The organism is Photorhabdus stackebrandtii, from assembly GCF_011189495.1.
Lineage (GTDB): Bacteria > Pseudomonadota > Gammaproteobacteria > Enterobacterales > Enterobacteriaceae > Photorhabdus > Photorhabdus khanii.
On sequence record NZ_PUJV01000004.1, the window covers coordinates 1 to 26,015 of the forward strand.

General features: G+C 38.4%; 25 protein-coding genes and 1 riboswitch. Of the genes, 8 read left to right on the forward strand and 17 right to left on the reverse strand.

Features of this window, described 5'->3' with window-relative positions:
• Positions 1–211: hypothetical protein (locus tag C5470_RS22420; protein ID WP_207626901.1), on the forward strand; the 211-nt coding region annotated here is incomplete at its 5' end.
• A gap of 155 nt (positions 212–366) precedes the next feature.
• Positions 367–762 (forward strand): hypothetical protein, encoded by a 396-nt coding sequence (locus C5470_RS04595; protein ID WP_207626890.1) that lies wholly within the window; start codon positions 367–369, stop codon positions 760–762.
• Between the two features lie 787 nt (positions 763–1,549).
• Here the strand turns inward: C5470_RS04595 and C5470_RS04600 are convergent.
• Both C5470_RS04600 and C5470_RS04605 read right to left on the reverse strand, forming a co-directional pair.
• Positions 1,550–2,620, reverse strand: coding sequence for a magnesium transporter (locus C5470_RS04600; protein WP_166286362.1), 1,071 nt, complete (start codon positions 2,618–2,620; stop codon positions 1,550–1,552).
• A gap of 76 nt (positions 2,621–2,696) precedes the next feature.
• Positions 2,697–2,868, reverse strand: a riboswitch (M-box (ykoK) riboswitch).
• Between the two features lie 153 nt (positions 2,869–3,021).
• Positions 3,022–3,354, reverse strand: a complete 333-nt coding sequence (locus C5470_RS04605) for a DUF6694 family lipoprotein (protein WP_166286364.1) — start codon at positions 3,352–3,354, stop codon at positions 3,022–3,024.
• Between the two features lie 691 nt (positions 3,355–4,045).
• On the opposite strand from C5470_RS04605, the gene C5470_RS04610 reads away from it, so the two are divergent.
• Positions 4,046–5,182 (forward strand): ABC transporter substrate-binding protein, encoded by a 1,137-nt coding sequence (locus C5470_RS04610; RefSeq protein WP_166286366.1) that lies wholly within the window; start codon positions 4,046–4,048, stop codon positions 5,180–5,182.
• Positions 5,183–5,511: 329 nt separating this feature from the next.
• The gene (locus tag C5470_RS04615) at positions 5,512–6,996 is read left to right on the forward strand and encodes an aldehyde dehydrogenase family protein (protein ID WP_166286368.1); all 1,485 of its coding nucleotides are present in this window, start codon (positions 5,512–5,514) and stop codon (positions 6,994–6,996) included.
• A 287-nt stretch (positions 6,997–7,283) separates the two neighbouring features.
• On the opposite strand, the gene C5470_RS04620 is transcribed toward C5470_RS04615, so the two are convergent.
• Complete coding sequence (locus C5470_RS04620; RefSeq protein ID WP_207626891.1) at positions 7,284–7,916, reverse strand: helix-turn-helix transcriptional regulator; 633 nt, start codon at positions 7,914–7,916, stop codon at positions 7,284–7,286.
• A complete protein-coding gene (locus C5470_RS23555) occupies positions 7,888–8,022 on the reverse strand; it encodes a transcription termination/antitermination NusG family protein (protein WP_207626892.1) in 135 nt (44 codons plus the stop codon). The genes C5470_RS04620 and C5470_RS23555 overlap by 29 nt, the downstream gene beginning before the upstream one ends.
• A gap of 552 nt (positions 8,023–8,574) precedes the next feature.
• Here C5470_RS23555 and C5470_RS04625 point away from each other — a divergent pair.
• On the forward strand, positions 8,575–9,414 hold the full coding sequence (locus C5470_RS04625) for a queuosine precursor transporter (RefSeq protein WP_166286370.1): 840 nt from the start codon (positions 8,575–8,577) through the stop codon (positions 9,412–9,414).
• Between the two features lie 11 nt (positions 9,415–9,425).
• Positions 9,426–10,259, forward strand: a complete 834-nt coding sequence (gene queF / locus C5470_RS04630; RefSeq protein WP_166286372.1) for an NADPH-dependent 7-cyano-7-deazaguanine reductase QueF — start codon at positions 9,426–9,428, stop codon at positions 10,257–10,259.
• Positions 10,260–10,447: 188 nt separating this feature from the next.
• Here the strand turns inward: queF and C5470_RS04635 are convergent, their stop codons facing one another.
• The gene (locus tag C5470_RS04635) at positions 10,448–11,815 is read right to left on the reverse strand and encodes an alanine/glycine:cation symporter family protein (protein WP_166286374.1); all 1,368 of its coding nucleotides are present in this window, start codon (positions 11,813–11,815) and stop codon (positions 10,448–10,450) included.
• Positions 11,816–12,435: 620 nt separating this feature from the next.
• Between C5470_RS04635 and C5470_RS04640 the strand changes: the two genes are divergently transcribed.
• On the forward strand, positions 12,436–14,025 hold the full coding sequence (locus C5470_RS04640) for an FGGY family pentulose kinase (protein ID WP_166286638.1): 1,590 nt from the start codon (positions 12,436–12,438) through the stop codon (positions 14,023–14,025).
• Between the two features lie 120 nt (positions 14,026–14,145).
• Here C5470_RS04640 and tehB read toward each other — a convergent pair whose 3' ends face one another.
• The 4 genes from tehB to C5470_RS04660 form a co-directional block, all read right to left on the reverse strand.
• On the reverse strand, positions 14,146–15,003 hold the full coding sequence (tehB, locus tag C5470_RS04645; protein WP_166286377.1) for an SAM-dependent methyltransferase TehB: 858 nt from the start codon (positions 15,001–15,003) through the stop codon (positions 14,146–14,148).
• A 202-nt stretch (positions 15,004–15,205) separates the two neighbouring features.
• Positions 15,206–17,347: a polysaccharide biosynthesis tyrosine autokinase gene (locus C5470_RS04650; RefSeq protein WP_166286379.1), complete on the reverse strand. Its 2,142-nt coding sequence runs from the start codon at positions 17,345–17,347 to the stop codon at positions 15,206–15,208.
• A 71-nt stretch (positions 17,348–17,418) separates the two neighbouring features.
• Positions 17,419–17,847, reverse strand: a complete 429-nt coding sequence (locus tag C5470_RS04655) for an arsenate reductase/protein-tyrosine-phosphatase family protein (RefSeq protein WP_166286381.1) — start codon at positions 17,845–17,847, stop codon at positions 17,419–17,421.
• Positions 17,847–18,992 (reverse strand): polysaccharide export protein, encoded by a 1,146-nt coding sequence (locus C5470_RS04660; RefSeq protein WP_166286383.1) that lies wholly within the window; start codon positions 18,990–18,992, stop codon positions 17,847–17,849. Before C5470_RS04660 ends, C5470_RS04655 begins: the two co-directional genes overlap by 1 nt.
• Positions 18,993–19,717: 725 nt before the next feature.
• Here C5470_RS04660 and C5470_RS04665 point away from each other — a divergent pair.
• Positions 19,718–20,113 carry a VOC family protein gene (locus tag C5470_RS04665; protein WP_166286385.1) on the forward strand — a complete coding sequence of 132 codons (396 nt, stop codon included), beginning with the start codon at positions 19,718–19,720 and terminating at the stop codon, positions 20,111–20,113.
• A gap of 76 nt (positions 20,114–20,189) precedes the next feature.
• Here C5470_RS04665 and C5470_RS04670 read toward each other — a convergent pair whose 3' ends face one another.
• From C5470_RS04670 to C5470_RS04705, 8 genes are all read right to left on the reverse strand, one after another.
• On the reverse strand, positions 20,190–20,642 hold the full coding sequence (locus C5470_RS04670; RefSeq protein ID WP_242687810.1) for a lysis protein: 453 nt from the start codon (positions 20,640–20,642) through the stop codon (positions 20,190–20,192).
• A 6-nt stretch (positions 20,643–20,648) separates the two neighbouring features.
• On the reverse strand, positions 20,649–21,050 hold the full coding sequence (locus C5470_RS04675) for a structural protein (protein ID WP_166286387.1): 402 nt from the start codon (positions 21,048–21,050) through the stop codon (positions 20,649–20,651).
• Complete coding sequence (locus C5470_RS04680; RefSeq protein WP_166286389.1) at positions 21,025–21,387, reverse strand: phage holin, lambda family; 363 nt, start codon at positions 21,385–21,387, stop codon at positions 21,025–21,027. The genes C5470_RS04675 and C5470_RS04680 overlap by 26 nt, the downstream gene beginning before the upstream one ends.
• Before the next feature lie 506 nt (positions 21,388–21,893).
• Positions 21,894–22,691 carry an alpha/beta hydrolase gene (locus C5470_RS04685; protein ID WP_166286391.1) on the reverse strand — a complete coding sequence of 266 codons (798 nt, stop codon included), beginning with the start codon at positions 22,689–22,691 and terminating at the stop codon, positions 21,894–21,896.
• A gap of 968 nt (positions 22,692–23,659) precedes the next feature.
• Positions 23,660–24,049: a YscW family type III secretion system pilotin gene (locus tag C5470_RS04690; protein WP_166286393.1), complete on the reverse strand. Its 390-nt coding sequence runs from the start codon at positions 24,047–24,049 to the stop codon at positions 23,660–23,662.
• Positions 24,046–24,279, reverse strand: coding sequence for a T3SS regulon translocated regulator ExsE family protein (locus tag C5470_RS04695; protein ID WP_166286395.1), 234 nt, complete (start codon positions 24,277–24,279; stop codon positions 24,046–24,048). Before C5470_RS04695 ends, C5470_RS04690 begins: the two co-directional genes overlap by 4 nt.
• Positions 24,276–24,719, reverse strand: a complete 444-nt coding sequence (locus C5470_RS04700; protein ID WP_166286397.1) for a type III secretion system chaperone — start codon at positions 24,717–24,719, stop codon at positions 24,276–24,278. The genes C5470_RS04695 and C5470_RS04700 overlap by 4 nt, the downstream gene beginning before the upstream one ends.
• A 407-nt stretch (positions 24,720–25,126) precedes the next feature.
• The gene (locus tag C5470_RS04705) at positions 25,127–26,011 is read right to left on the reverse strand and encodes a YopD family type III secretion system translocon subunit (RefSeq protein WP_166286399.1); all 885 of its coding nucleotides are present in this window, start codon (positions 26,009–26,011) and stop codon (positions 25,127–25,129) included.
• Positions 26,012–26,015 lie beyond the last annotated feature (4 nt).

A 26,015-nucleotide genomic window follows, 5' to 3' on the forward strand; every position in this document is an offset into this window, starting at 1 on the left:
TATCACGGCAGGTGTGATGGAGGTGTTCAAGTTCGGCTTTTTGTTCATCGGTAATGAATATTTTCATGACGGATACCCTGAACCTCATTTGGGCGAAAATCAAGCAGTTTCAATGAGCACAGGTATAAATCTATCAGTTAAAAATGAGAAAAAATTGGTTTTATTAATGCTTATATACCCCGTAAAAAAGACAAATAAGAATATTAAATAGATTAATCAGACAATATATTTAAAAAAAGGAACCGACTTTAATAATGTTTTCAACCGGGGAATAAACTTTCCCATAAGCCAGTTAAATAATCACATATTAGAATAGTTTTATTATGTCACTATCAAATTATCAATATTCTCTATGGAAAGATTACCGTGCAAGCAGGACGGAATATTACCCTGGCCAATACCACCCTGGAGAATAACGGTAACGTAACCGCGAACCGGGATATGCGGGTATGGGGTGACACCGTGCGTAATACTGGTGATAAAGCCTTACTGCAAACCAACGATAATCTGTGGATACAAAAAAATGCGCAGGGGAATAAAGGTCAGTTAATCGAAAATAGATCGGCGACGATAAAAACCGTGAATGGGGATTTGGTTATCAGGACAAAAGAGCTGAATAATACCCGCAATGTCTTTGTTATTCAAAATAAGCCAGTAACACCGGATTTTACAGACAGAGGCATGACCGTTTTTAATGATGTCAGTATTTTTGGCGATCCCTATACTATCACAGCAGAGCTGACACCACTTCCTGATAAATAATTTGGGCATGCCTATTTTAGTCGTCTTGGTATTGAGAATAACGGAACAGGAAAAGCTTATCTAAATAATACTCGAATTAAAAGCAGGGTATTAGAAAACTCTCTGCCGGGTTTTATCTTCTCGGGAAGAAATACCTATATTAACAGTGATAATTTATCCAATCAGATAAGTAAAGTTGAAGCTGGAAAAGACATTTTTCTGACTGGAAATAAATTTATTAATGAAAGTAAAAGAAAAAGTTCACTCAATCATTTTATTATTTATGATCTTAAACTTGAACCCGTCCCGACGGTCTATCCTTACAAAAAAGTGAAAGTTGCACAAATTTTAAAGGAAATCAGCTATTTAATATCCGAGATGGATGGGGTGAAAAAAGTGTGATCCAAATATTAGGTGAATCATTAATGAGAGGAGGTGGGAAAATGGATATACTCCTTGGCTACATTAATAGCTGGATAAAATATGAATATCAGAAATAAGCACTACATCTACAATTTAACCAAGATGGCTTATTGTGTGGTGCCCGTTTAATGTTGTGATAAATCTATATCCCAGCCTAAAAGTGGGGAGCTTCTTATAAACATTTAAAATATATCATAATCATCTTAAAAACAAAATGAATAGTAGTGATTTATGGAATCATCTCAGGATCGCCAGTAAATCTTATCGTAAACGATATTCAACTTAAAAATAAAAAAATGAATCACTTTCACTATCAAAAACTATGGAAATAATTCACATCCAGTCAATAAGATGCCCAATTATTATGGGCATCTTATTGATAATATTAAGCCAGTTCTGTCATCACTAACTTAGCTATTTCGAAATAAATAATCAGGCCAGTTCCATCAATAAATGTGGCAATAAAAGGCGCAGATACAACAGCCGGATCAATAGAGAACCTTTTCAATACCATCGGAATAATGGAAGAAACAATAGCACTCCAAACGGTGATAGCAATGATGGTCAAACTGACAACAATTGTCACCTCAATGCCTACACCTAATATCCAGGCACGGATAAGCGCAGCAAAACTAATTGTTACAGAAACTAAAAATGAAGTGGAAACCTCTTTGCGTAACACAGCCCACAGATTACGCAAACTCACTTCCCCCAATGCCATTGCTCTGACTAACGTTGAGGTAATCTGTGTACCACTGTTGCCCCCCGTTCCAATTAATAACGGGATAAAAAACGCCAGAGAAATTGCCGCTTCCAGTTGATCTTCAAAAGCTTTAAGTACCGCGCTGGTATAGGCTTCTGCAACAAATAATAACAATAACCAACCAACCCGTTTGCGCCATAATGTTATCGGACTAGTGCTGAGATAAGGTTCATTCAAAGGCAAGGTTGCCCCTTGCAAATGAGCATCTAATGTATTTTCATCTTCAATCAATTCAGCAATATCCTGTGGTCGCAGCACTCCCACTAATTTGCCAAAATGAATAACCGGTACACTATCCATACCACTGTGATTTATCAGACTATAAATATCATGACGCGACTGTTCCGGTGATACGGAAAAATAACTCTGCCTCATAATATCTGATACAAATAAATCATCGGCTACCGTCAATAACACCTTCACCGGTAATATGCCATTCAGATAGCCTTCATCATCAATAACATACAAATAGGTTGGGATCTGTTCTCCTTCAAGCTGATCAATCAGATTACTTTTTACCGATAAAACAGAGTCAGCAACGGATACAGAAATAAAACATTGACTCATATATGCACTGACAGTTGCATCTTCATTTTTCAATTGATGTTTCTGCTGCTGATCAGCATTTTTTTCATTAATGGAATGATTAGCCATAGCTAATACATCCACTTTTTCATGGGATGTGACTTTCATGATGTTAGTCCCTATTACTGTTGTGAACTTCAAACAGTACTCACATAGGGGCGAAACCAGATGAGAGAGAATGCAACAGCTATCTCCACGTCTCAGTTTTAGCACTATACAACGTATCCTGAATTCTCAGAAAGTTACATGGGGATATACCTTGGTTCGATATATCCTGTCCTAATCTTGGGCGTCTCTCGACGTCGTCAGATCAGCAACCTGTGTTTGTATAGGAGCCTCGCCTAACGAGATACTGCACTTAGAATGCGGCGCAAATTATAAGCAAAAATCAAAATAATTCAAGATTTATAGCCTGCTTGTTTAGATTTCATTTAATTTACTAACGATAATAAAAAAACGGCACAGATCTTCACCTTTTGCCGTTTAGTGCAAATAATCCTATGAAGGAATTATTTATTTTCTGATTTCTTAGCTTCAACGCTTTCAGCTTCAGTAATCAGTTGGTCAGCCGTTTTACCATCCAGGGATTTATAAAATTTTTGTTTCAATTCTTTTATGTCGCCATTAGCACCTGATTTGACTAAGTCATTAAAATCGATGCTATTAAACATAGCTGCCTGAATTGATTCATCAAACTTAGCTCTTTTATCACCGGGCAGCGCATCTCTTACCTTCTCAATGGACGTTTTCAACGCGATTTCATTAGAAGCATCAATTTTAGGCTGGTTATCACAGCCAGCTAATACAGATCCTAACAAACAAATTGCTAACAATTTTTTCATATTCACCCCCGCAGAATATCAAACAAGGGAATAATAACAGAAGCAGAAACAATAAACCGTTTATAATTAGCCAAACTGATAAAGAATAGGAATAAAATGAAACTTTTCATTTATTCTATTCCAAAACGATATCTCCCTGAATTGATAACTGCATGCCAGAAAATAGCCATTCACTATTTTTTTAGTAGCTCAGGAGTTCAGGTTGTTTGCTCTCATCGCATACAGAACATGATGTATTCCTTATAAATTACATTTAATATACATGTATAAGATTACAGTTTAACCTTTGATTGACCTCACTTGACTTCGAAAAGCGGCAGGGCTTAGGAGGAAACATAAAGTGATCGAATGGCAACAACCACTTAACTCATTGTTATTATTAAAAAATAAAAATATTATTTCCAAGAGATACTAAAACTATTTGATTAATATAAATTGTTATCATTATCATTCCGGGTTTAGCATAAACAGATTTGGACCAAATCAGATGAGATCGTACCTGCATTTATCGCCTTACTTAACTATTCTAATAGATAGCGTATTACGATTTTCCGTTGCATTTCACGGTCAATCACAATTTTCAAATATACAGACCAACCAAGAACGTTCTTTATTCAAGCAACAATGAGCTTCTGATACCGAAACTCATTTTGAAAACCAGCAGATAAAACTCAAAACAAAAGGAGAAATAATGTCAGTCATCCACCGTACTGCAAAATATTTTCTGACTGCCATATTGATACTATTGCCTGTCTTTGCTCAGGCAAAAAAAATTATCGTCAAGGATGTCGCCGGCCGGGAGGTTAACGTTAATGCACCGGTCAGTCGGGTTATGCTGGCTGACAGCCGGGTATTGATTGCTCTGAATATTCTTCATCCTGATAATCCACTTAAAGGTATTATCGCCTGGGATAATGCACTGGAAATCAAATCGCCTGACTTGGCAACCGCTTATGAGAAAGACTTCCCACAGTTACGAAATATTCCCATCTTTCCTAACCCTTATCAAAGCGATTTCAGCGTTGAAAAAGCACTGACTTATAAACCCGACCTGGTTATTTTTGATATTGGCCTCCAAGCCAAACTCAATGATAGCAGAACCATTACTTTACTTGAGAAAGCCGGTATTCCTGTTATCTTTATCGATTTCCGGCAATATCCACTGGCAAATACTATTCCCAGCATGACGTTACTTGGGAAAGTATTCGGCGAAGAAGAAAACGCACAAAAATTTATTACTTTCTATCAGGAGAGGATGAAAACAATTAATGAACGAGTGGGTACGTTGGGCAAAGAGCAGCGACCTCCTGTGTTTATCGAACGCCATGCAGGAATGTTTGGCGCGGAGCATTGCTGTAGGACTTTCGGTAATGGAAATTTTGGTGAATTTGTTACTGCCGCAGGGGGTGATAACCTCGGTGCCCGTTGGTTCCCAGGTATGGGTGGAGAGGTAAACGAAGAACAATTAATCGTCAGCAATCCTGAATTTTATCTGATGACCGCCGCAGATTGGGACAAAGTTCGCCCAGAAAGTCTTTCAGTGCCATTGGGTTATACCGGCAATCTGAAACAATCACAGGAACGGCTGGAAAAACTACTGACACGACCAAAACTGAATGTATTAAGAGCATTCCGCGAAAAACGGGTAATCGCACTGTATCACCAATATTACGACACGCCGTTTAACATTATTGCCGTCGAAGTTATAGCGAAATTCCTGCATCCGAATCTGTTCGAAGATATTGATCCACAAGCCGACAGCCTATATCTGCATAAAACCTTTACCGCCCTTGATGGTAGCGGAGTATTCTGGGTCACAGCAAAATAATATTTCCTTTCAATCCGTTGGAATATTCCAACGGATATTTAATTTCACTGTTTATTTATAATTTCCGCTTGTTAATATGCATGATATTTTATATAACATGCTAATAGACATCTATTATTTTTCACTCTACTATACAGGCACTAGAAAATATAAAACATAACAAAAAAATTTCATTAGGTAATAAATTTAAAGTACAAATACATTCACATAATGAAACTATATTAAGAGGCTATTTCAATAATGTTATTAATAATCACGGTAATAAAATAACCTAATGAAATAGATTCTAATTGTCACTATTATTAAACCAAAGTAACCGGAGTATGTTAATGAAACGATTACATGATATTGAGAAAGAAATGTTGCCTGTTGAATCCTATAAAATGCTTATCGGTGGGCAATGGGTAGATAGTGTATCTAAAGGAACAACGAAAAGTTATAACCCGGCGACAGGTGAATTACTGGCTGAATATGCATCCGGTAATGCCGAAGATGTTGATCTTGCTGTCAGTGCCGCGAAAAAAGCTTTCGCTACATGGAGTCAAACCTCCCCAATCGAAAGACAAGCTGTTTTACTGAAAATTGCTGACTTACTGGAAGCAGAACAAGAACGTTTTGCCATTCTTGAATCACTGGATTCAGGTAAGCCATTAAATGAATCCCGGAATATGGATCTACCCGCTTCCATTGATCATTTCCGCTATTTTGCAGGCGTGATCCGTGCCCATACCGATGAAGCTTCAGTTCTCGATAGTAATACACTCAGCCTGGTGATCCGTGAACCCATTGGTGTTGTCGGACAGGTTATTCCCTGGAATTTCCCGTTATTGATGGCAGCATGGAAACTGGCTCCGGCTCTTGCGGCAGGTAACACCATTGTGATTAATCCAGCAACAATGACCCCCATCACACTGCTTGAACTGGGCCGGATACTGAATAAAGTCCTGCCAGCTGGGGTGGTTAATATTGTTACAGGTCGGGGATCTGTCGTCGGGCAAGCTATTCTGGACCATGAAGATGTCGAAAAAGTGGCATTCACAGGCTCCACCAGAGTAGGTTATACCGTAGCCGAAGCCGCGGCCAAAAAGCTTATCCCTGCCACACTGGAACTTGGCGGTAAATCAGCCAATATTATCTTCCCTGATGCCAATATGAAAAAAGCCGTAACATATGCGGCCAAAGCTATTTTGCTGAATCAAGGGCAAGCGTGTGAATCAGGTTCTCGGTTATTCCTGCATAAAGATATTCATGATGAATTTCTTAAGTCGCTGAAAACAGAATTTGAATCTGTCCGGGTTGGTGATCCGTTGGAAAAAGAAACCCAAATGGGAAGCCAGATCAGCCAGGAACAGATGGAAAAAATTCTCAGCTATGTCGATATTGCGAAAAAAGAGGGCGCAACTATCCTGACTGGTGGCAAACGGATTACTGGCGAAGGTTATGATGATGGCTTCTTTATTCAACCAACCATCATTATCAATGCCACTAATGAAATGCAGGTAGCACGCGAAGAAATCTTTGGTCCTGTATTGACAGTCATTCCATTCAGTACAGAAGAAGATGTGATCAGAATGGCAAATGATTCTGATTATGGTCTTGGTGGTGCGGTCTGGACACAAGATATCAACCGCGCATTACGTGTCTCCAAAGCTGTCAGAACGGGCCGTATGTGGGTTAACACCTACCATGAACTCCCCGCTCACTCACCATTTGGCGGCTATAAAAAATCGGGCCTTGGCAGAGAAACACACAAAATGATACTGGATTCTTACACTCAGGTTAAGAGCATCTACATCAAAACCAGTGAAGAATAATATCAATCAGTGATTAGTGATTTAAAGAAGCCTTCCAATCTGGAAGGCTCAAACCGCTGACCAACCTCATTCAAAATAATGAGGTTGGTTTTTTTCATAATGAAAAAATGCTGTGTCCATTTTTCCCTATAGAGATTCGCCGCGGCCTGATAATACCGATATCCTCACAGCTAGTGGTGGTATATTATCTAATGATCACAGAAATCATTAGATAATTAGTAACTGCAATATCAATAGACAAGTCAAGATTCTTATTTGTAATCCCAAAAACTTAGCAGACCGTAGTGTTAATTTAATAAAAAATAGCCCATAGGTTTATAATATCTTGCTGGAACATAAAGATCATAGCCATTTTCTTTACAAAATAATCTTAACTCCATAACTGATCCAACAGAAAGTTTCTCATAGATATCTTCGAAATATTTTTCCACAATACGGCATGAAATACCCATTTTGACCGCGATATCTTTATTACTGAGACCACAGCAAAACAGGAAAATAACCCCCCACTCTTTATCTTTTAATATATCGTTCGGCGGTTTAAATTTAACAGGGGTAACCATATGATGTTTAATATAATGAGCCATTGCAAAATACTCTATTTCTCTGGCATGGGAAACCACACCAATACATTGATTATTTTCATCCATCAATGGGAATTTGTTATAAAAATAAGATCTAAATTGTTTACCTTTTCCTACTGGGTAAATCCCTATGGCTGATATTCGCTGCATATGCTTTAAGACCTTACTGTCGTGCTCTTCAAACAAATGGGCAACATCATGAAATGGTGTGAGTAATTCTTTTTCAGAATACCCAATAACATCAAAATCTTTAGGGAGTTGATTAACTTTAATAAATACCCTGTTTGCATAAATAAAACGGAATTCTTTATCTTTTGCGATCTGGGCGAGAAACAAAGCATTCCCTGACGGGCATATAACATTCCACTCCCTCTCGAGAGAGCGTATTCATTATTGAAGGGAAACGGCGTTCATGATGATAGAGAATATACCACGATTTCATATAGTTACCCAGACTTAACTTGTAGGACAGGCAACTCCTCCGCCCAACTCGTACCAGTCGGGAGTTGTCTGACGTTACATTGAAAAATTGAAATAAAGAAAAATAGTTATCGATGAAAATCGCACCAGATTAAGATACAAAAAAACATACAAACTGTCCTTTTTAATGAATTCTTTTGATTTTAAAATAATTTCTTAATAGAGTATAATTGCCGGATTGCCAAAACTCATTAGAGAATGAAAAATGTCCTTACCTGTCAAAAAAACAAGAGATAATATAGTCAAAAATATTAACTACTTAATAAAAAGCAGAGAAGAGTCCAAATTATCTTTCTCAGAAAAGTCTGGTGTAACAAGATCCACTGTGTATAAGATTCTTGATGGCAAGATAAAAAACCCTATTATCTTAGTGACGAGATGTTATTTATTCGCCATTTTTTTAAGGGTAGTGATGATGAATTGCTCGTAACAATTAGGAATAAAAATATTGAGATTAAAGGTGAAATAATCCCTGAAGACTTGTTGATTGGTTATATTATTGAGGAAAGGATTGATGAGAAAATTTAAGTTAATGGGATTTAAACGGGGAAAGTGTATAAAGACAATAATATTAGTTACTACAACAGGGAAAACATTTACATCTCCCTTGGATAAAATTGTAGAAAGCGACATAATTGAAAATCTTTCTCACAGGGAAAATAAGGAGATATACAGAAAGCTATACTCGATCGGAACAACAAAATCATATTATGAATTTGAGGAGAGAAACGAAAGGCACTGGTTTTCATATATTTACCTTTGCATCTTTTTATCAGTGTTATATCTATCATCTAATATTATTGGTATAAAACCAGCCCATGTATTTGGATTAACAGTTCCTGCCGCCATATTCATTTATCCATTAACATATATAATTTCAGATATACTTAACGAATTTTATGGATTATGTTTTGCAAGAAAAGCTATTAATTCTGCTTTTCTGAATAACCTTACATTTTGTTTTCTACTTTACCTAAGTACGAAAATACCGGCACTGGATAATTGGGAATTTTCTTCCAGTTTCAACAGTATTGTGTTCGATATGATCGGTGTTTTGTTTGCCTCATCTGCATCATACATAGTTTCTGAACACACAAATGCTTATCTTCTTTACCGGCTAAAATTATTGACAAAGGCAAGATTCCTCCCATTCAGGGTAATAACCAGCACGATCATCTCATCCTTTGTTGATAGTTTTATATTTATAAACGTGGCCTTCCACCACCTGGAGCAGCATATGATATGGAGTATGATTGGAGGTCAGCTTCTTATTAAACTCATTTATGCAATTATTGGCATCGTACCTATATACATGTTCAGATATCTATTTAACAAATTTATTTACCAGAAGTAAAAGGAACTAAAATGAGCAATTCCCATTTCACTATTTCAGAATTACCACTTGGTAAAGATACAACTTATCCAGAAAAATACTCACCAGACTTACTTCATGGTGTCCCCAGATCTCTCGGGAGATCGTCCTTATCAATTAAGGATGCACCTGAGTATGGCGAGGACATCTGGAATCTTTATGAGCTATCCTGGTTAAATAAAAATGGTTTACCACAAGTTGCCACAGGAAGAGTGACCATTAATTCTCACAGTAAAAATCTGATAGAATCAAAAAGCTTCAAGCTCTATTTGAACAGCCTGAATCAGACAAATTTTGAAAACTGGGACGATGTGCATAATACCATAGTTAACGATCTCGAAAATTGCGCTTCTGGACGCGTCACATTAGAACTCTATTCTGTCACTGACATCAGTGTTCAACAAGCAGGAAACTTTGAAGGGGTATGCATTGATGAGCAGGATATAAATATCGCTGATTTTAAATTCAGTAATGCTTACCTAAATAATGCAGTAGATAATGAGTATACAGAAGAAACGCTTGTCAGCCATTTGCTAAAATCGAACTGCCTCATCACAAATCAACCTGATTGGGGATCGGTTCAGATTCACTATCAGGGACGTCGTATCAATAGGGAAGCACTTCTTAGATATTTAGTATCATTCAGACAGCACAATGAGTTCCATGAGCAATGTGTGGAACGTATTTTTAATGACCTGAACTATTTCTGCAAACCAGAATATCTTGCAGTTTATGCTCGTTACACTCGCAGAGGAGGCCTGGATATTAATCCTTGGCGTAGCAATACGCCTTTTAAACCCTCCCATTTCCGACTAGCAAGGCAATAATTAGTATGCTGCAATCCCTTTCACCCTCTTTAAGCGATTGCAGATTTCAGGCGGAAAGAGCTGAGGAGGGCGTTCTTAATATGATAACCAGCTCCATTTGGTGAACGGAACTTAATTGAAACAAAGTGCCGGATAAAGAACCAGCACTTTGTCAGTCATCTGAGCCTTCCAGACTGGAAGGCTTTTATTCAAAGTTTTGCTTTAATATCAACGCAATCTGCATTCACATCTTTAATATGTTCTTTTGTTAGCCGGTAAACAACCGGGCTTAACAGTGCTATTGCAATCAGGTTCGGGATTGCCATCATTGCATTTAATGTATCGGCCAGTAACCAAACGAAATCCAACGATTGGGTGGCACCAACCATTAAAGCAACAATCCATACCACACGGAAAGGTGTAATTGCTTTTTGCCCAAATAAATACTGAATACATTTTTCACCATAGAAACTCCAGCCAAGAATTGTAGTAAAGGCAAATATGACCAACGCGCCTGCTACAATATAGTTTCCACCAGGAATCGCCGCAGAGAAAGAGGCCGCTGTCAGTGTCGCACCAGTCTGACCGGTTAACCAACCCCCCGTAATGACGATAGTAAAACCAGTGATAGAACAAACAATAATGGTGTCAATGAAAGTCCCGAGCATAGCAATCAACCCCTGACGAATCGGGTTTTGGGTTTTTGCTGTTGCATGAGCAATCGGCGCACTTCCCAGCCCCGCTTCGTTAGAGAAAATTCCCCGGGCCACACCAAAACGAATTGCCGCCCATACTGCCGCACCAGCAAAGCCACCTTGCGCCGCAACGGGTGTAAATGCAGATTCAACAATCAGGGCAAACGCAGCAGGAATTTCACTGAAATTCACGCCCAGAACAATAATCCCAGCAGCTAAGTAGGCAACCGTCATAAATGGCACTAATTTACCTGCCACATCAGCAATACGTTTAATACCACCGATAAGTACTGCACCAACCAGAATCGCCAGTACTATGGCGGTTACCATGGTAGAAATACCAAAGTTACTTTGCATTACATCAGCAACAGAATTCGCCTGTACAGTGTTACCGATCCCGAAACAAGCAATACTGCCAAATACCGCAAACAGCGTTCCCAACCAAGCCCACTTTTTACCCAGACCATTCTTTATGTAATACATAGGGCCACCAACATAGTGACCATTTTTATCAACCTCACGGAAACGGACCGCCAATACAGCCTCTGAATATTTGGTCGCCATGCCGACTAATGCGGTTATCCACATCCAAAAAAGCGCACCCGGTCCACCCAATACAACCGCAGTAGCGACACCAGCAATATTACCTGTACCAATGGTGGCGGAAAGCGCAGTCATCAGTGCGTTAAACGGCGATATCTGCCCTTCTCCCCTCTGATGATTACGCTCAAACAGTAATTTAAAACCCGTTCCCAGTTTACGTATAGGCAGAAAAGAGAGACGGATCTGCATGAAGATCCCAACCCCCAAAAGACCGACCATCATCGGTATCCCCAACACGACCCCATTAATAGCACTTAGCCATTCTGTGATTAGCCCCATAGATTAGACGCCCTCAAATATTCCATAACAAAATAACAACATATGCGCAGCAATCTAAATAAAGAATATTTATAGAAAATAAGCGAGGAAAAATTTCGTAAAAATGGAAAAAGATTTGATACTTGTGAATGATATCACTTGATAGAATTTTAAGACAGGAATACCCCAAATTTGTTATACCAAATTCATCACGAAATTTTCACATCTGCCCCCTCTCTCTTGCACACAAATAACTTACTGATATAAATAACTTTTTAACCAATTAAAATAAATATCGATTTTTATATTTAATTTTTCTGTTAATTAATAAGTTTATTTGTATTTAAAAAAAGGTAATGAGTTAAACAAATAACATATCAGTATAAGTTAACAGTAATTTTTTACGAAAAATCCTTTCTCCACCTATCGTGTTTTCCCTCTTAAACAAACCATTATCTGAAATAGGTCTATTACATCTGTCAGAAAAGCAATAGAAAAATATGTGTAATATTTTTTTATCATCATAAAACTATCGAATCTTTCTCGATCCGCTTCACAATAATTGAATAACCGCATTGTGTTATTGTTCTGTTCAACTCATTTTGTCGGCTTAAGTTAACGAATAAGAGGAGGATCGCATGGTGGAACAACAATATTTCATTGGTGTTGATGTTGGTTCAGCCAGTGTCCGTACTGCGGTTTTTGACCAACACGGCAAACGACATGCATTCTCTGTTCGCGCTATTCAACAATTTCATCCAAAAACCGATTTTATTGAACAATCTTCTGAGAATATTTGGGCACAAGTGTGTGCAACAGTAAAAGAAGCTGTCACATTGGCGAATATTAATCCCCTTGATGTTAAATCAATCGGTTTCGATGCTACCTGTTCACTAGTTGCTGTAGCGAATGAAGGGCTACCGCTTTCTGTCGCTGAAAATGGAGATCCTGAACACGACATCATCATGTGGATGGATCACCGGGCAACCAAAGAAACCATCACGATAAATCAGACCAATGATCCGGCACTATGCTATGCAGGTGGTGAAGTCAGTCCTGAAATGGAGCTACCGAAGATATTGTGGCTGAAAAACCATTTTCCTCAGCGTTATCAGAATGTATGGCGTTTCTTTGATTTAGCCGATTTTTTAGTATGGAAAGCCACTGCCGCTGATGTAGCCAGTATCTGTACTCTTACCTGCAAATGGAACTACCTGGCTCATCAAAAACAGTTCAGCGAAGATCTACTTCATGAGGTGGGTTTAGAAGATTTAACCGATAAAGTTCCATCTACCATTCTTGAGATTGGCGAGAAAGCCGGTTATCTGACCGCAGAAGTGGCTAAAGATTTTGGACTACACACAGGAGTTGTTGTCGCCGGTGGTATTATTGATGCACATGCGGGTGGGTTGGCACTGACCGGTGCATATCCAGAAGGCAGTCTGACCATTATCAGTGGAACTTCAAACTGCCACATGATTGTCAGTCCCCATCCTGTCATGGTGCCGGGTGTCTGGGGACCTTATTTCAGCGCAATGCTACCCGGTTACTGGCTCAACGAAGGTGGGCAAAGCGCTACCGGTGCATTAGTTGAGTGGTCAATTCGTCAACATAACAGCTGGCAGGAGCTGGAAGCAGAAGTTAAGGTATCTGGTCATCAATACTACCAGCTACTGAATGAAGCCGTTACGCGGTTAGAAAAACAAGAAAAATACCCAACTGTTCATTTACATATTTTAGCTGACCATCACGGCAATCGTTCACCAAGGGCAAACCCTAACGCCAAGGGAATGGTAAGCGGGCTCACGCTGGAAAATGGTCGTAATGCTCTGGCCCGCTATTACCTGGCAACCCTGCAATCTATCGCTTATGGGACCCGCCATATTATTGATACATTAGTAGAAGCCGGACACCAGATAAACAGACTGGTTATATGTGGTGGCGCAACCAAAAACCCATTATGGCTACGTGAATACGCCAACGCCACCAGACGAGAAATTCATCTGCCCCAAGAAGAAGATGCCGTTAATCTTGGCGCTGCCCTGCTCGGTGCTGTTGCCTGCGGTTTTTTTGAAAATTTCACTCAAGCAGCAAAATCAATGGTACATGACGGCAACGTTATCAAACCGGAAAAAGAGACCTTTTTATTTCATCAAGCTAAATATCAAGTCTATCTGCAAATGTACCGTGACCAACAACAATATAACAAAATCATGCAAACCTATTATTAATCTTTAATAATAAAAACCGGAATGTAGTAGAATAGAACATACATTCGTGATTGCAACTTATAAAATAAATCAACAGTCGGTTAAACCGACCGTTGATATTAATATATTCATTTAAATATTTTACCGCTTTATGGCGATAAGTGTTGCGAAATTTAATTTTATTCTGTTGCCATTTTCATCTGTTTTATGAAGATGACCAGGATTTTCATTATACTTAATCATTTCCCAATCAGCATAATAACTCTCCAACTCTCTTGGTTTTAAGAAACATTTAAATGGCAGTAATGAATATGGTGCAGAATCTGTTTCAACCGGACAAACAATCAAATTAACCCCACCCTCATTCGTCTGTTTCTGCATATTGTGAATAATATTAGCGATTTTTTCCCGTTGCAGAAACATCAGAACCACCGTTGAAATAATTAAATCGTATTTTTCTATAATATTGTGCGAGTTAATATCATAAACAGCGGTATGGATATTTTTAACCTGTTGATTCTCTTTAATAATATTAATTGCGTCAATATGTTGCAAACTGATATCCACTGCTGTAACGTCATAACCTCTTTCTGCCAGATAGAAAGCATTCCGGCCACGACCGGATCCCAAATCCAATGTTTTACAAGGAGGAATAATATCTGCCAAGTATCTGATCTCTGAATGAGGCAATGACAAGTTATTTTGCTTATAAAACAGATATTGTGGTTCGCATAGGAAAGAGAGCTGGCACTTAATATCATCACTCATCCATTTTATTTTATGCCAGACCTCTGGCTGAATAATAGGAGGTTGCTTTTGCACATGAAAGTATGCCGTTTTTTCCTGATCACCATCGAAAATCACAAACTCCAATTCACCTTCAAGGATTTCAAGACAAGCATGCGTCCCCTCCTTGGTGTTGTGTCTTTCAGTGAACATGTCAGGAATGGTGTTTTTTTGCCAGATTGGCATTCGCTTATAGCAAACAAGATCGCTCATAGGAGTTCCCCGATAATAAGATTCATTTTAAATGCATCTTATAACCACCTTCTGTCACTGTAAAGGCATAAAGTAACAGGAGAAAAATTTCGGTAGGCTTCGCCGTGGCTTTCTTCTTTTTACTCAAGCGAACTCATTTATTGCCAGAAAACAGTAAGATTTCATTGATAAAATTTCTCCGGCCTAAAGCCGGAGAAAAAGGTCAATCCTTATAACTGTATTGATAATGTCCGCCATAATAGAGACTGGAGTTTTTCTCTACCGCATTTAGCAACACACCCTTAATATGAGTGCCATTTTGCTCAAACCGACGAATAGCGACATCAACTTCTTTAACTCTCGTTTTATAATAACGGGCAATTAACAATGAAGTTCCTGCATATCTCCCAATAATCGCAGCATCGGTTACGGCTAAAATAGGTGGAGTATCTACCAAGACATAATCGTAATGCTCTTCTGCCCAGGATAATAATTCCTTGAATCTATTATGCATAAGCAACTCTGACGGATTAGGCGGAATATCGCCTCGACTGACAAAATCAAGTTCAGTAAGATAGGTTCTGGTAATAACCTCTTTTAACTGATTCTGACCAGCCAGATATTCAGAAAGCCCCAGAGATTGAGGACTTTCCAACACCTTATGCAAATGGCCTCTTCTCATATCTGCATCTATCAAAAGAACGCGTTTATTACCTAATGCCAATACTGCCGCAAGGTTCACCGAAATAAAAGATTTTCCCAATTCAGGGGCTGAACCAGAAAGAAGAATAACTTTATTCGCGGATTCCATCATTGAAAAATGCAGGGTTGTTCTAAGACTCCGCAATGCTTCAATAGCCAAATCAGTAGGATCATGAATAGCTAATAACCGCAATTTCTGACGATAAGTCCTCTTTTTCTGTTGCTGTTCAAGTTTAACCTGGGTCTCAGATAGTGGAATAGTTGCATAAACGGAAACCCCTATTTCTTCCAATTGCTCAGGGCTTTCAATTCCTTTACGGAACATTACCCTTAATAAAACGACTCCGATTGATAATATAAACCCTAACATCGTCATAGCGGCAACGATCAGTGGCTTTTTCGGTTTTACAGCTGAACTTTCTACAACAGCTTCATCAATAATACGTACATTACCAACCGTCCCAGCTTTCAGGATGTTCAATTCCTGCTGTTTATTGAGTAATTGCACATAAATTTCTTGCCCAACCTGGACATCTCGCGTTAAACGTAAAATTTCCTGCTGTGTTTTCGGTAACCGTTTGATTGACTGGTTCAGCTCCTTTTTAGTCTCAGCCAACGTCTTCCTTTTATCAAGCAAAGCAACATAAGCAGGATGTTGTTTGGTATACAATTGCTGTAACTCAGCTTCTTTAAAAGTTAACTCATTGAGCTGTTTCTCAATCTGGACCAATGTCTCCAGAGCTGATTTTGCTTCAAGTGATAAATCGACAGATTCATTAGCCTGACGGTACTGATTAAGCAACTCTTCAGAACTATTGAGCGCCATTTTAACTTTAGGCAAATGATTCTTTAAAAAACTAAGACTACTCTCAGCCTCTTCAGTTTTTCTTGTCACATTCTGTTGCAAATAATTTTTACTGACACTATCAAGTATTGATTTTACTCTTTTACGGTCATCACCTTCTATTTCAAGCGAGATAATGCCGGTATTATTTCCTTTCTCCATCACCCGTAAAGCTTGTTGCAGTGAACGAATGGCATCTAACCGGGGCCGTTTAACTAATGTAAAACTTTGCCCTGGAGAAGCTAAGATATTTGAGATAAGTAAATTTATGCCATCAGCATCAAGTACCTTGTTCACTTGCCCATGAAAAACCTGATTGTCAAACTCCAACTGATAATTTTCCGAATCATCGACATATATTTTTATAGCTTTACCAATATACTCTGATGATACCGTAAAATTTTTAATAACAATGTCAGGCTTTGGCATACCTCGAAGACGAGCAATTCCCTTGCCTATCACAGGAAAATAGTCGGCTGTAACCTGAATATCCAGACTCAAGTCCTTGACCGTCTTGCCTATTATCATCCGGGAAACTAATAGCTCCAGTTCTGCTGATGTATCTGACTGTCTTCCAGACAGCATATCCGTCATGTCCCCGACTAAAGATAGTGCGCTGCTTTTCTTTTCAACCTGTAATAAAGCATTCGCTTTGTATACAGGTGTCGCAATCAAGGAATAACCAAGACCAATAACCATGAATAAGAGAGTGATTCCGCCAATAGCCCAGCGATAATCGAATAAGGCACTAATAAGACGGCCTAAATCAATTTCATCACTATCCGTATGTGTGTGACTTGATTTATCTGATGTAGTCATAAAAAGCCTATAATTACTTTATTAAGAAGTAATGAAAAATAAAAAACCCAGAATTAAAAAATACTTATAAGTTATAATTTACCTAACCAACCATTAGCACTCTTAAATAATAATTGATATACATATTCATAAACCTCGATATCGGATTTATAAGGATCAGGAATCTCCATTTCACTTAGCCAATGACCAAAGAGCATTGTTTTCCCTCTTGCCCCTAGGTTTATCCGGTTTACAGCCTCAATATGTTTTTTTTCCATAACCAGAATCAGACTTGACTGCTGACATAATTCACTGGTTAGCTGGCGTGCGGTATGCCCTTCCAAAGACAATCCATGTCTGGACGCAACCTTACTTGAGAGCTCATGTGCAGGTTTACCCGTCAAAGCCGATATTCCCGCAGAATAAATCTCTTTCTGAGGAAATAGCTGCCGCAGTAAACGCTCCCCTATTGGAGATCGACAAAGATTACCCACACACACAATCAGAATAGAATTGAACATTACTTAGGCCACGTATGAATCCATCGGGTTGTTTCAGTCAGGTTGTTAATGCTTGATATCGTTGGCACCAACTGGCTGATAACCCGATTCCAACGAACAATTGGTGCACTGGTAACATAAACAATATCATAAGGTTGCAAATTAAACTCAGTTCCCAGGATCAATGCTGTTGCATCCTTAGCATTGAGCTGATAGATATTTGCTATTTTCCCATTATTATCAGGCACATTGCGTAATGAACGGATAACAAAAATTCCACTCGCATCGCTTGATAATTGATCCATACCCTCAGCGTTACCTAATGCTTCTGTCAAGGTCATTCCACTGCGATCCATACGTAGCGTGCTCTGTTTCCTGACTTCTCCCATAACGAATACTTTCAAATCATCATTGCGAGGAATGTATAAGATATCGCCGGAATAGAGCAGACGATTTTGCTTCAGATCACCATTTTGCATTAAATCTTGCAGAGAAATAATTGTCTCTTTTCCCTTATGAGTCAAAATGACTCTTTTCCAGTCAGCATTTTCTGTCAAACCACCAGCACGGTTAATCGCATCAATAATAGTTAAAGGCACATTGGTAATAGGCTGTTGATCAGACTTGGCGACTTCGCCTGTTATATAGGCTTTTTGTGAACGGAAAGCAGCAATATTTACATCAATCTGAGGAGATTCGATATATTTTGATAACTTCTCTGTAATCAGAGTACGCACTTGAGTGACCGTTTTCCCTTTCACATGAAGTTTTCCAATATATGGATAAAAAATCGTTCCGTCAGAATGCACCCAGTTACCCGTATCACTGGCACTACGATATTGCCCTGCCGGTATTGTCAATTCAGGATGATCCCAGACAGTAACCATAATGACATCACCCACACCAATACGATATTCATATTGCTGTAATTCTTTATCTAACTCAGGATTAGGACGTGCAATAGCAGAATTCACTCGCAAATTTTCAATTAACTGTGGTGTTACCGGATAAACATTTACCAAATTATTAATATCATAGTTACTATCATTATCATTGATTATTTCTTTATTATAAACAGGAAGACTACTCCCAGGAGCAACAGTACAACCACCTAATAGCATAGAACAAGATGATGCCAGAACTATAATTAATTCCTTAATATTCATCAGAAATTTATCCTTAAAAAATAATAAATAAAAAAAACATATCAATTAGTATTAATTATAATCTCCCTAAGAAAAGTAGATTATAATATAATAAGATATAATATAATATAAAAATTTTGCTTAAGTATCACAAGTCTCTATGTTACTGGTCATATCACTTTATAAAAGCAATAGAAATCAACTTAATACCTTTGAGAAACTCAAACTATTAAGTATAAAGATAAATCAAACAAATAATATATTTATTAACTATTTAATTATAGAATGTATTTTATAAGATATTATTACCAGCAGAAAGTAAGAACCACCCCAGCTGACTACAGGATAACAAGAACATTCATCAAAGTTTATCGAAACTGGATACATGTTTTAGATGACAAAAAATGAACACCAACTCGTATCAAGTTGGTATTCGCATAAGTGACTTTGTAATTTATATAATGATGGCAGACCCAAAAAACAGCTATTGAATTTGTCAAATAGACTAAAAAATTGTAAGACACTGAGTTTAATTATTTTATAAATAATATCTCGGTAGCATTAGCCACTTTCGGGCTAATAATCTAAAAATTTAACTTATCACACTTAAAAAGTGTTATGACTGTCAAGATCACCACTTTGTATTTGTCACGATTATCAACTACGATTATCGACTGTTTTATATTAGAAGTAACAAATCTGAGAGTTGAATATATTTAATAAAAACTTTATCAACTGGGACTATCATGAACAAATCAACCATCCTAAGAATAGCCAGACCAACCGATAACCTAAATCAGATTGCCAACATGTACTGCCAAGGCTTAAGGTTTACTATTTTAGGTCAATTTAAAAATCATGAAAACTTTGATGGCATCATATTAGGGCATCCAGATCATCTCTGGCATCTCGAATTTACACATCACCGCGGTACAATAGCAGGCAGAGCACCCACACAAGATAATTTACTGGCCTTCTATATATCAGACCATTCAGAGTGGTTACATCAATCATCATTAATGGAAGCCGCTGGTTTTATCACTGTCCCTTCTTACAACCCATACTGGGATGTTAATGGTAAAACATTTGAAGATATTGATGGTTATCGGGTTGTGTTACAAAACACAGTATCCCCTGTTTAACTTTAAGCATACTTGCCTGATAACCAACTCACTCCTACGCTGCTTTATATTGTGAAATAACATGATCAAAACTCAGCTACTGGCACTGAGTTTTGATATATTCCTGCAAGTATTTAGTTTGCTTTTTGTTCTCAACAATCATTCTTCGGAGATCGAAATAATCTTGTTCAGCTGCCGGGTTAAATCGTGGGGCTCCTGCATTGCCCATGCTGCCGGAGGAACCGGTTTCGCTTTGATTACAGGTGGCCGCGATACGCAACCGGAGGCGGCCAGCGGCAACATCACCACGAAGAGCATCAATTTCAGATTTGGCATTAGCAAGTTCCTTTGTATATTGATTATCCAGTTCAGACAGGAGTTTTATCCTCTCCTGCTGACTGACGATTTCATTCTGTTGCGCCAGTAACTCGCTCTGTAGCCGGACTGTCGTATCAAGCTGTTTGGTGTACTTACCGTAATAGTGATGAGCCACCAATGAGACAAGAACCAAGGCAACGAAGGTGTAACCGTGTGAGTTAAACTTCATCATTCCGCCCTACAAAAGTGAAAAAGCTTTATCAATGATCTCGTTGTTATAGGGCTGACTACCATTCTCTACGGTAATAATGGCCTTAATCAGTTTGGTCATAAATACCTGATTAAACACATCAACAACCTGGTCGCAGGTAACATCAGTGTCTTTACACACACGATTAATATAACCCTCGGTATTATTCTCATTGGGGGGCGCCCAGCGTGAAATGATCCCTTTCACTGTTTTGAGACCATATTTCCGATTGTAATTATGCAAAATTTTAATCATTGCCCGAATACCATATTCAGGACTGACAAACTGACAAAAAGCGTTATCAGTACGCTGTGATCCAGGAACCAAACCTTGCCAGTCATCACCCCAACGAATATTGCCAGGGTTATTGTTTCGTATGCCTCTGCTCATCGTTTACTCCTTCTACTTTATTGCCTGTTTTGTTATTAACCACTTTTCTTAAGATCTGACCGAAATAGTCAGTTCCCAGATAACCAATAATGACACTGCCGATGTAAGCCAAATCCGTGCTCATACCAAAGAAATCCAACACATCACGAATAAACCAGGCAATCATGGCACACATGATGGCATCCATAATTGTCGTCCAGAACTTACCTCCGTTATATCGACCTCTGAGATAAGCCATTGCAGCAGCCAGTGCCGCACCTATACCTTGCTCTTTGACTGACAGCAGCCATAACCATAGCTGCATCCAAATGTCAGGCTGTTTATCCATGTATTTCATCCTTTCCTCCCATTGATATAATGGGAATCCTTAGGCTGCCGTGTAGCCTTAAATTTGAGTTAATAGGAATACTGCGAAATCAGTAGAATAAGAAAAGGCCACACATAGCGCAGCCTTAAATTTTGTAAGGTGATTACTTACATTTAGTATAATACCGAGTTCATCAACAAACGTCGGTTGTGTATCATTATGTATCAGGGAATGATAACAATTAACACATATATAATTTATTAACGCATTAACTATTCCAACTAAATAATATCTCTCCTGACACTCATTATTAATTTCTCTATAAAAACAAATTCAAAATTTATTTTTTAACTCTTCAACATTGTGTTCTTAAATTAAAAGGCAAGGCTTATTACCCTGCCTTAAACTCTCTGTTTTCAAATAGCAAATGAACCATACACTTAAATTCTGAAACGTATTATTGACTTGTTATAGTGACCTCATTTCTGTTAATTAATTTACAAACAAAGTTGGAACTAAACCAAGCCCCCTCATCTCTACTCTTTTAATATAAACGCCTTTAATACACGATAAACCTCTTCAGGTTGTTCAAGTATCCCTAAATGGGTCGTGGCATTTTCCAACCGCTTCACCTGGAAGAATGAGTACTCAGAGGAAAACTTTTGCTGCTCAAGTAAATAATTATCACTTCTGTCCAAAGAATAAATATGCATACATTGATGCCTTCCGGAAAAAATTTTCAATCGTTCCAAGGGAGAACCGTATCTATTATATGCTCCGGCTATCGCCTTTCCGGCAGCTTCCCACACAGAGAAATCCATTTGTGACATTTCTTTAACTAAATGATCCAAAACAATTTTATTATTTCCTCCCCCCATCCAGAAATTAAATAAAGAATCCCTTGCTGAAATCCAATTTTCAGGATCTTGTATATCGCTAATTGACTGAAAAAATGCAGGGTCAGGGGTAGTCATAATCCAATCAAGAAATACGAATGCAGATACCCTCTCTGGCATTATTTCTGCTATATCAGCAGCAATCCAACTGGCATGAGCAACTGAGACCAGTATAAGCTGTTCTATATCTAATGAATTAATGAAAGAAGCAACATCATTTAATAACATCTCTGGCGTTAATGGCAACGCAGATTGGGAAGATAACCCATGATTACGCCAATCCAAACTAATCACTCTGAAAGTTTCCGCAGCTAACGCTTCAAATGGAATAAAAACCGTTTTAGGCTCACACCATCCAGGAAGCAGTAGCAATGTTATCGGACCGATTCCCTTGTTATTGTAATCTATTGTTATATTATTGCAGTGAAATTGACTCATAATCCTATCCTCAGCAAAGAGATTATAAATACCATTCTAAGTTTTTATTTCATTATCATACTCAATCTGCACACCGCATGATAACAAAACATGAACAATGCTACACCCGCAACCGATTGACACATTAATCTTACAATCTTCATCGCCAGCGTTAAACGTTGAGTTATCTGCCCCAATAAATTATGAAGCAACCAAGTAATCACGTCAGAGAAATTTACATTCAGAACATCGTAATCACCAATTAATGAATTTATTTAATAATAATATTAATTTACAACGTATAACAAACCATACCTCATGATAATTATGCACCCCAAATAATAAATCTCTCAAAGCAACTTGTCGAATAAAACGTTTCGCTAACAATCTTTTTAAAGCAGGATTTTTTATCTTTTTTCTATACAAAATAAAAAAACTTCCTGCCTCTCTTATTGCATGACGATTAAGTGATCTTCTTATAGAGAATTTTCATGTTACTGTTTCATGTAACCATAACAATTCAATTTTATTAATCCAGTAAATAAGACAGAGTAAAGTTCGAATGATTAAACAGTCATATCTCCATCCGATGAATTTTATGGAGCACATCATTATCCACTATTAATGTTATTATCTTAGTCTTTCAGCATGTCAGTCTTAGGAAAGAATGATAGGAAAGGTGTCGTTATAATCGGTAGAGAGTATCCAATAGACAATGCCGTATCTTAATTAATGCTTCAGATATCTTAATGCAAATTATGATCAGGAAATAGGGAAATAGGGAAATAGGGAAATAGGGAAATAGGGAAATAGGGAAATAGGGAAATAGGGAAATAGGGAAATAGTAATTTATACAATGTATTATTGTATAAATATTTAATATTGAAAATCAATTAAATTACATATTAGATAATATAAATAAGAAAATATCCCGTGAAATTATTCAATATAAAATAATGTAAATAGCCCAAGATATTGACTATTCAAGCTTATAGACACTCTGGATAACAAGGTAAAGGAGACAATTGCACTACAATTCTTTTTCCTGTCACAATTCGTTGTTGACTCTTTGCCTGTATCGCTCGTTTCCCATCCCAGCGCAGGCGGGTTCTTAAAAACAACTCATCATGGGAAAACTGTGGATTTAAACGCATAGAAAAAGTGAGGGGTAACATATCCAGACGATAATTCATCTCACCTACTGTCAATACTTTTCCTTCAACAACAGTAAGCAATGACAGCTCAACGTTTGCTGTTCTGAGCAGAGAAACTGGCATGGTTACATCCCCCTCAATCAACGGCGATGCGTCATTCTTGCTTACCTTACTGACACACCCGGTAATCAGCAAACACAGTAATACCAACCCTATTTTGGTCATAACAGGCTGATTCTACGTTGTGATAACGGGGTATACTGCCCATCCAACAAACGCTGTAACGCCGCCTCATGCTCAAGCTCTATTACAAGACTTCGACTCAATACTACAGAAAGCGGCTCATGAACGTTTTGCGGTACATGCCCAGGTATAACCCGGCGATCACAACAAAGATTATCATGCTCATGAGATACGTTTGTTAAATGAATAGGCAATGAATTATCAATTTTCATACTCGCATTCCCAGAGATTTACTCAGTTGAGAGTCAGTTGGAAGTTGAGCCTGCAATAACTCCTGCCAAAACTCGGTATGATCCAACATACTCGAAAGGCTCTCCTCAAAAGTTGTCAAACTGAGCCGACTGGCTGACATTTGCCGATAAAGCTGTACCATCTGAGTTGATTCATCAAAACCAAAGTGAAGGTCAAACTGATACCAATGACGATTGAAACTGGCTAATTGACGGAAAATTCCCTCCCCAACCGCAGTGATATCAGCAACATCTACCTGTAAAACGAGTTGATCACGTTCAGGAATTAAGATTAAAGAGAGGTTAAGATGCTCATCAAAACAGAGAGCAGACACACCTTCATGATTTAAAGCTAAATGTGGCAAGCCAAATTTGGCAGCAAATTCAGCCAAAACTTGGTTGATGATAACTATCACATCCATGGATTACTCCCGCTGAGAAGAAAATCAGGTAAACTTGAAGTTACCGCGCGGTTAAGCAAACGGGTTACTCCTGCAGAAAAGGGAGCTAGTTTACTACCATCATCTTTTATGCCTCTGTCACTCAAAGGCAGTTCTTTTAATAAAAAGGTCACTCTGGTGATTGTAAACCGAGTGCCAGATCATCGGTGAAGTGCTTTTTCTGTAACACATTCTGCTCTATAAAATGTCCTGCGAAGATAACTATTTCAAGTCAATACTGTCGTGAGATAGGTTCTCTTGGTCAACTTAGTTTTATACTAACCTTGGTAAATCAGAGTCCTGATCAAAAAACCAAAGCGTTATTAACAACTTGAGCGCCCTTCTTTTGGGCGCTCATACTTACAATATGCGTTTATCGGCTACCAGGATTACACCACACCAGCCGCCGCACGCCATGCCTGATTATGGCTCTGAGAGAGTTGTTGCAACAACTGCAAGACATCTTTCATAAAGTTGTTATTCAATGAGATCTGATCTTCACTCTTTTGTTTTTCGTGCTGGGCAACAGACGAATCGACTTCATGCTCCTTGGCTTTGGCCTGAGAAAGTCCTTGCTCTACCTGCACTGCATTATTAGACATATCTCTTAAACCGTTCATCACCGAACTGGAGATCTGCTGCTTGCTGTTACGATTATCAAAAACCAGTGTAAGAGATTTCAGAGCATTCTTGTCAGCATCTTGCGCTGTATCCCATACTTTACCAATCGCTGCCCGATCCGTATCGCTACTCTTACCCAACTGTTGCATCTTGATGTCGATTAATTCGTTACGGCCAGCAATATTATTGTCCAGCGTCTTCTGCTGCTTAATCGACTGACTATTTTTAAAAGCAGAGAAGCCACCCATCAATGCTGAACCAAACGCCATTACACCTGAAACAACAGCCATAGCAATCGTCAACTTGGCACTATGACGCATCTCATCTACTTGTGACTTCTGAGCATCAATCGTTGCCTTGTTTTCGGTATCACGCTGCAAGATACCCAATTCACGCATCTTCCTGGCGATCTCAAAAAGCAACGACATCATATCCAATGTGCTAGTCAATTCTTGCTTAACATTACCTAACCGACTGAGATCAAGGCCCTGTCGTGGTGCAATCAAATCAACCTTATCCATACGCCCGGTTTTTTCCGACTGCTGGATCGCTGCTTCATGTGTTGTTACCGCAGAATTTTTATCAATCACAACATCAGTTGTATTGCTGAAAGTGATCGCCTGAGAAACGTTGAAGCTATCAATAGTATTCATCTTT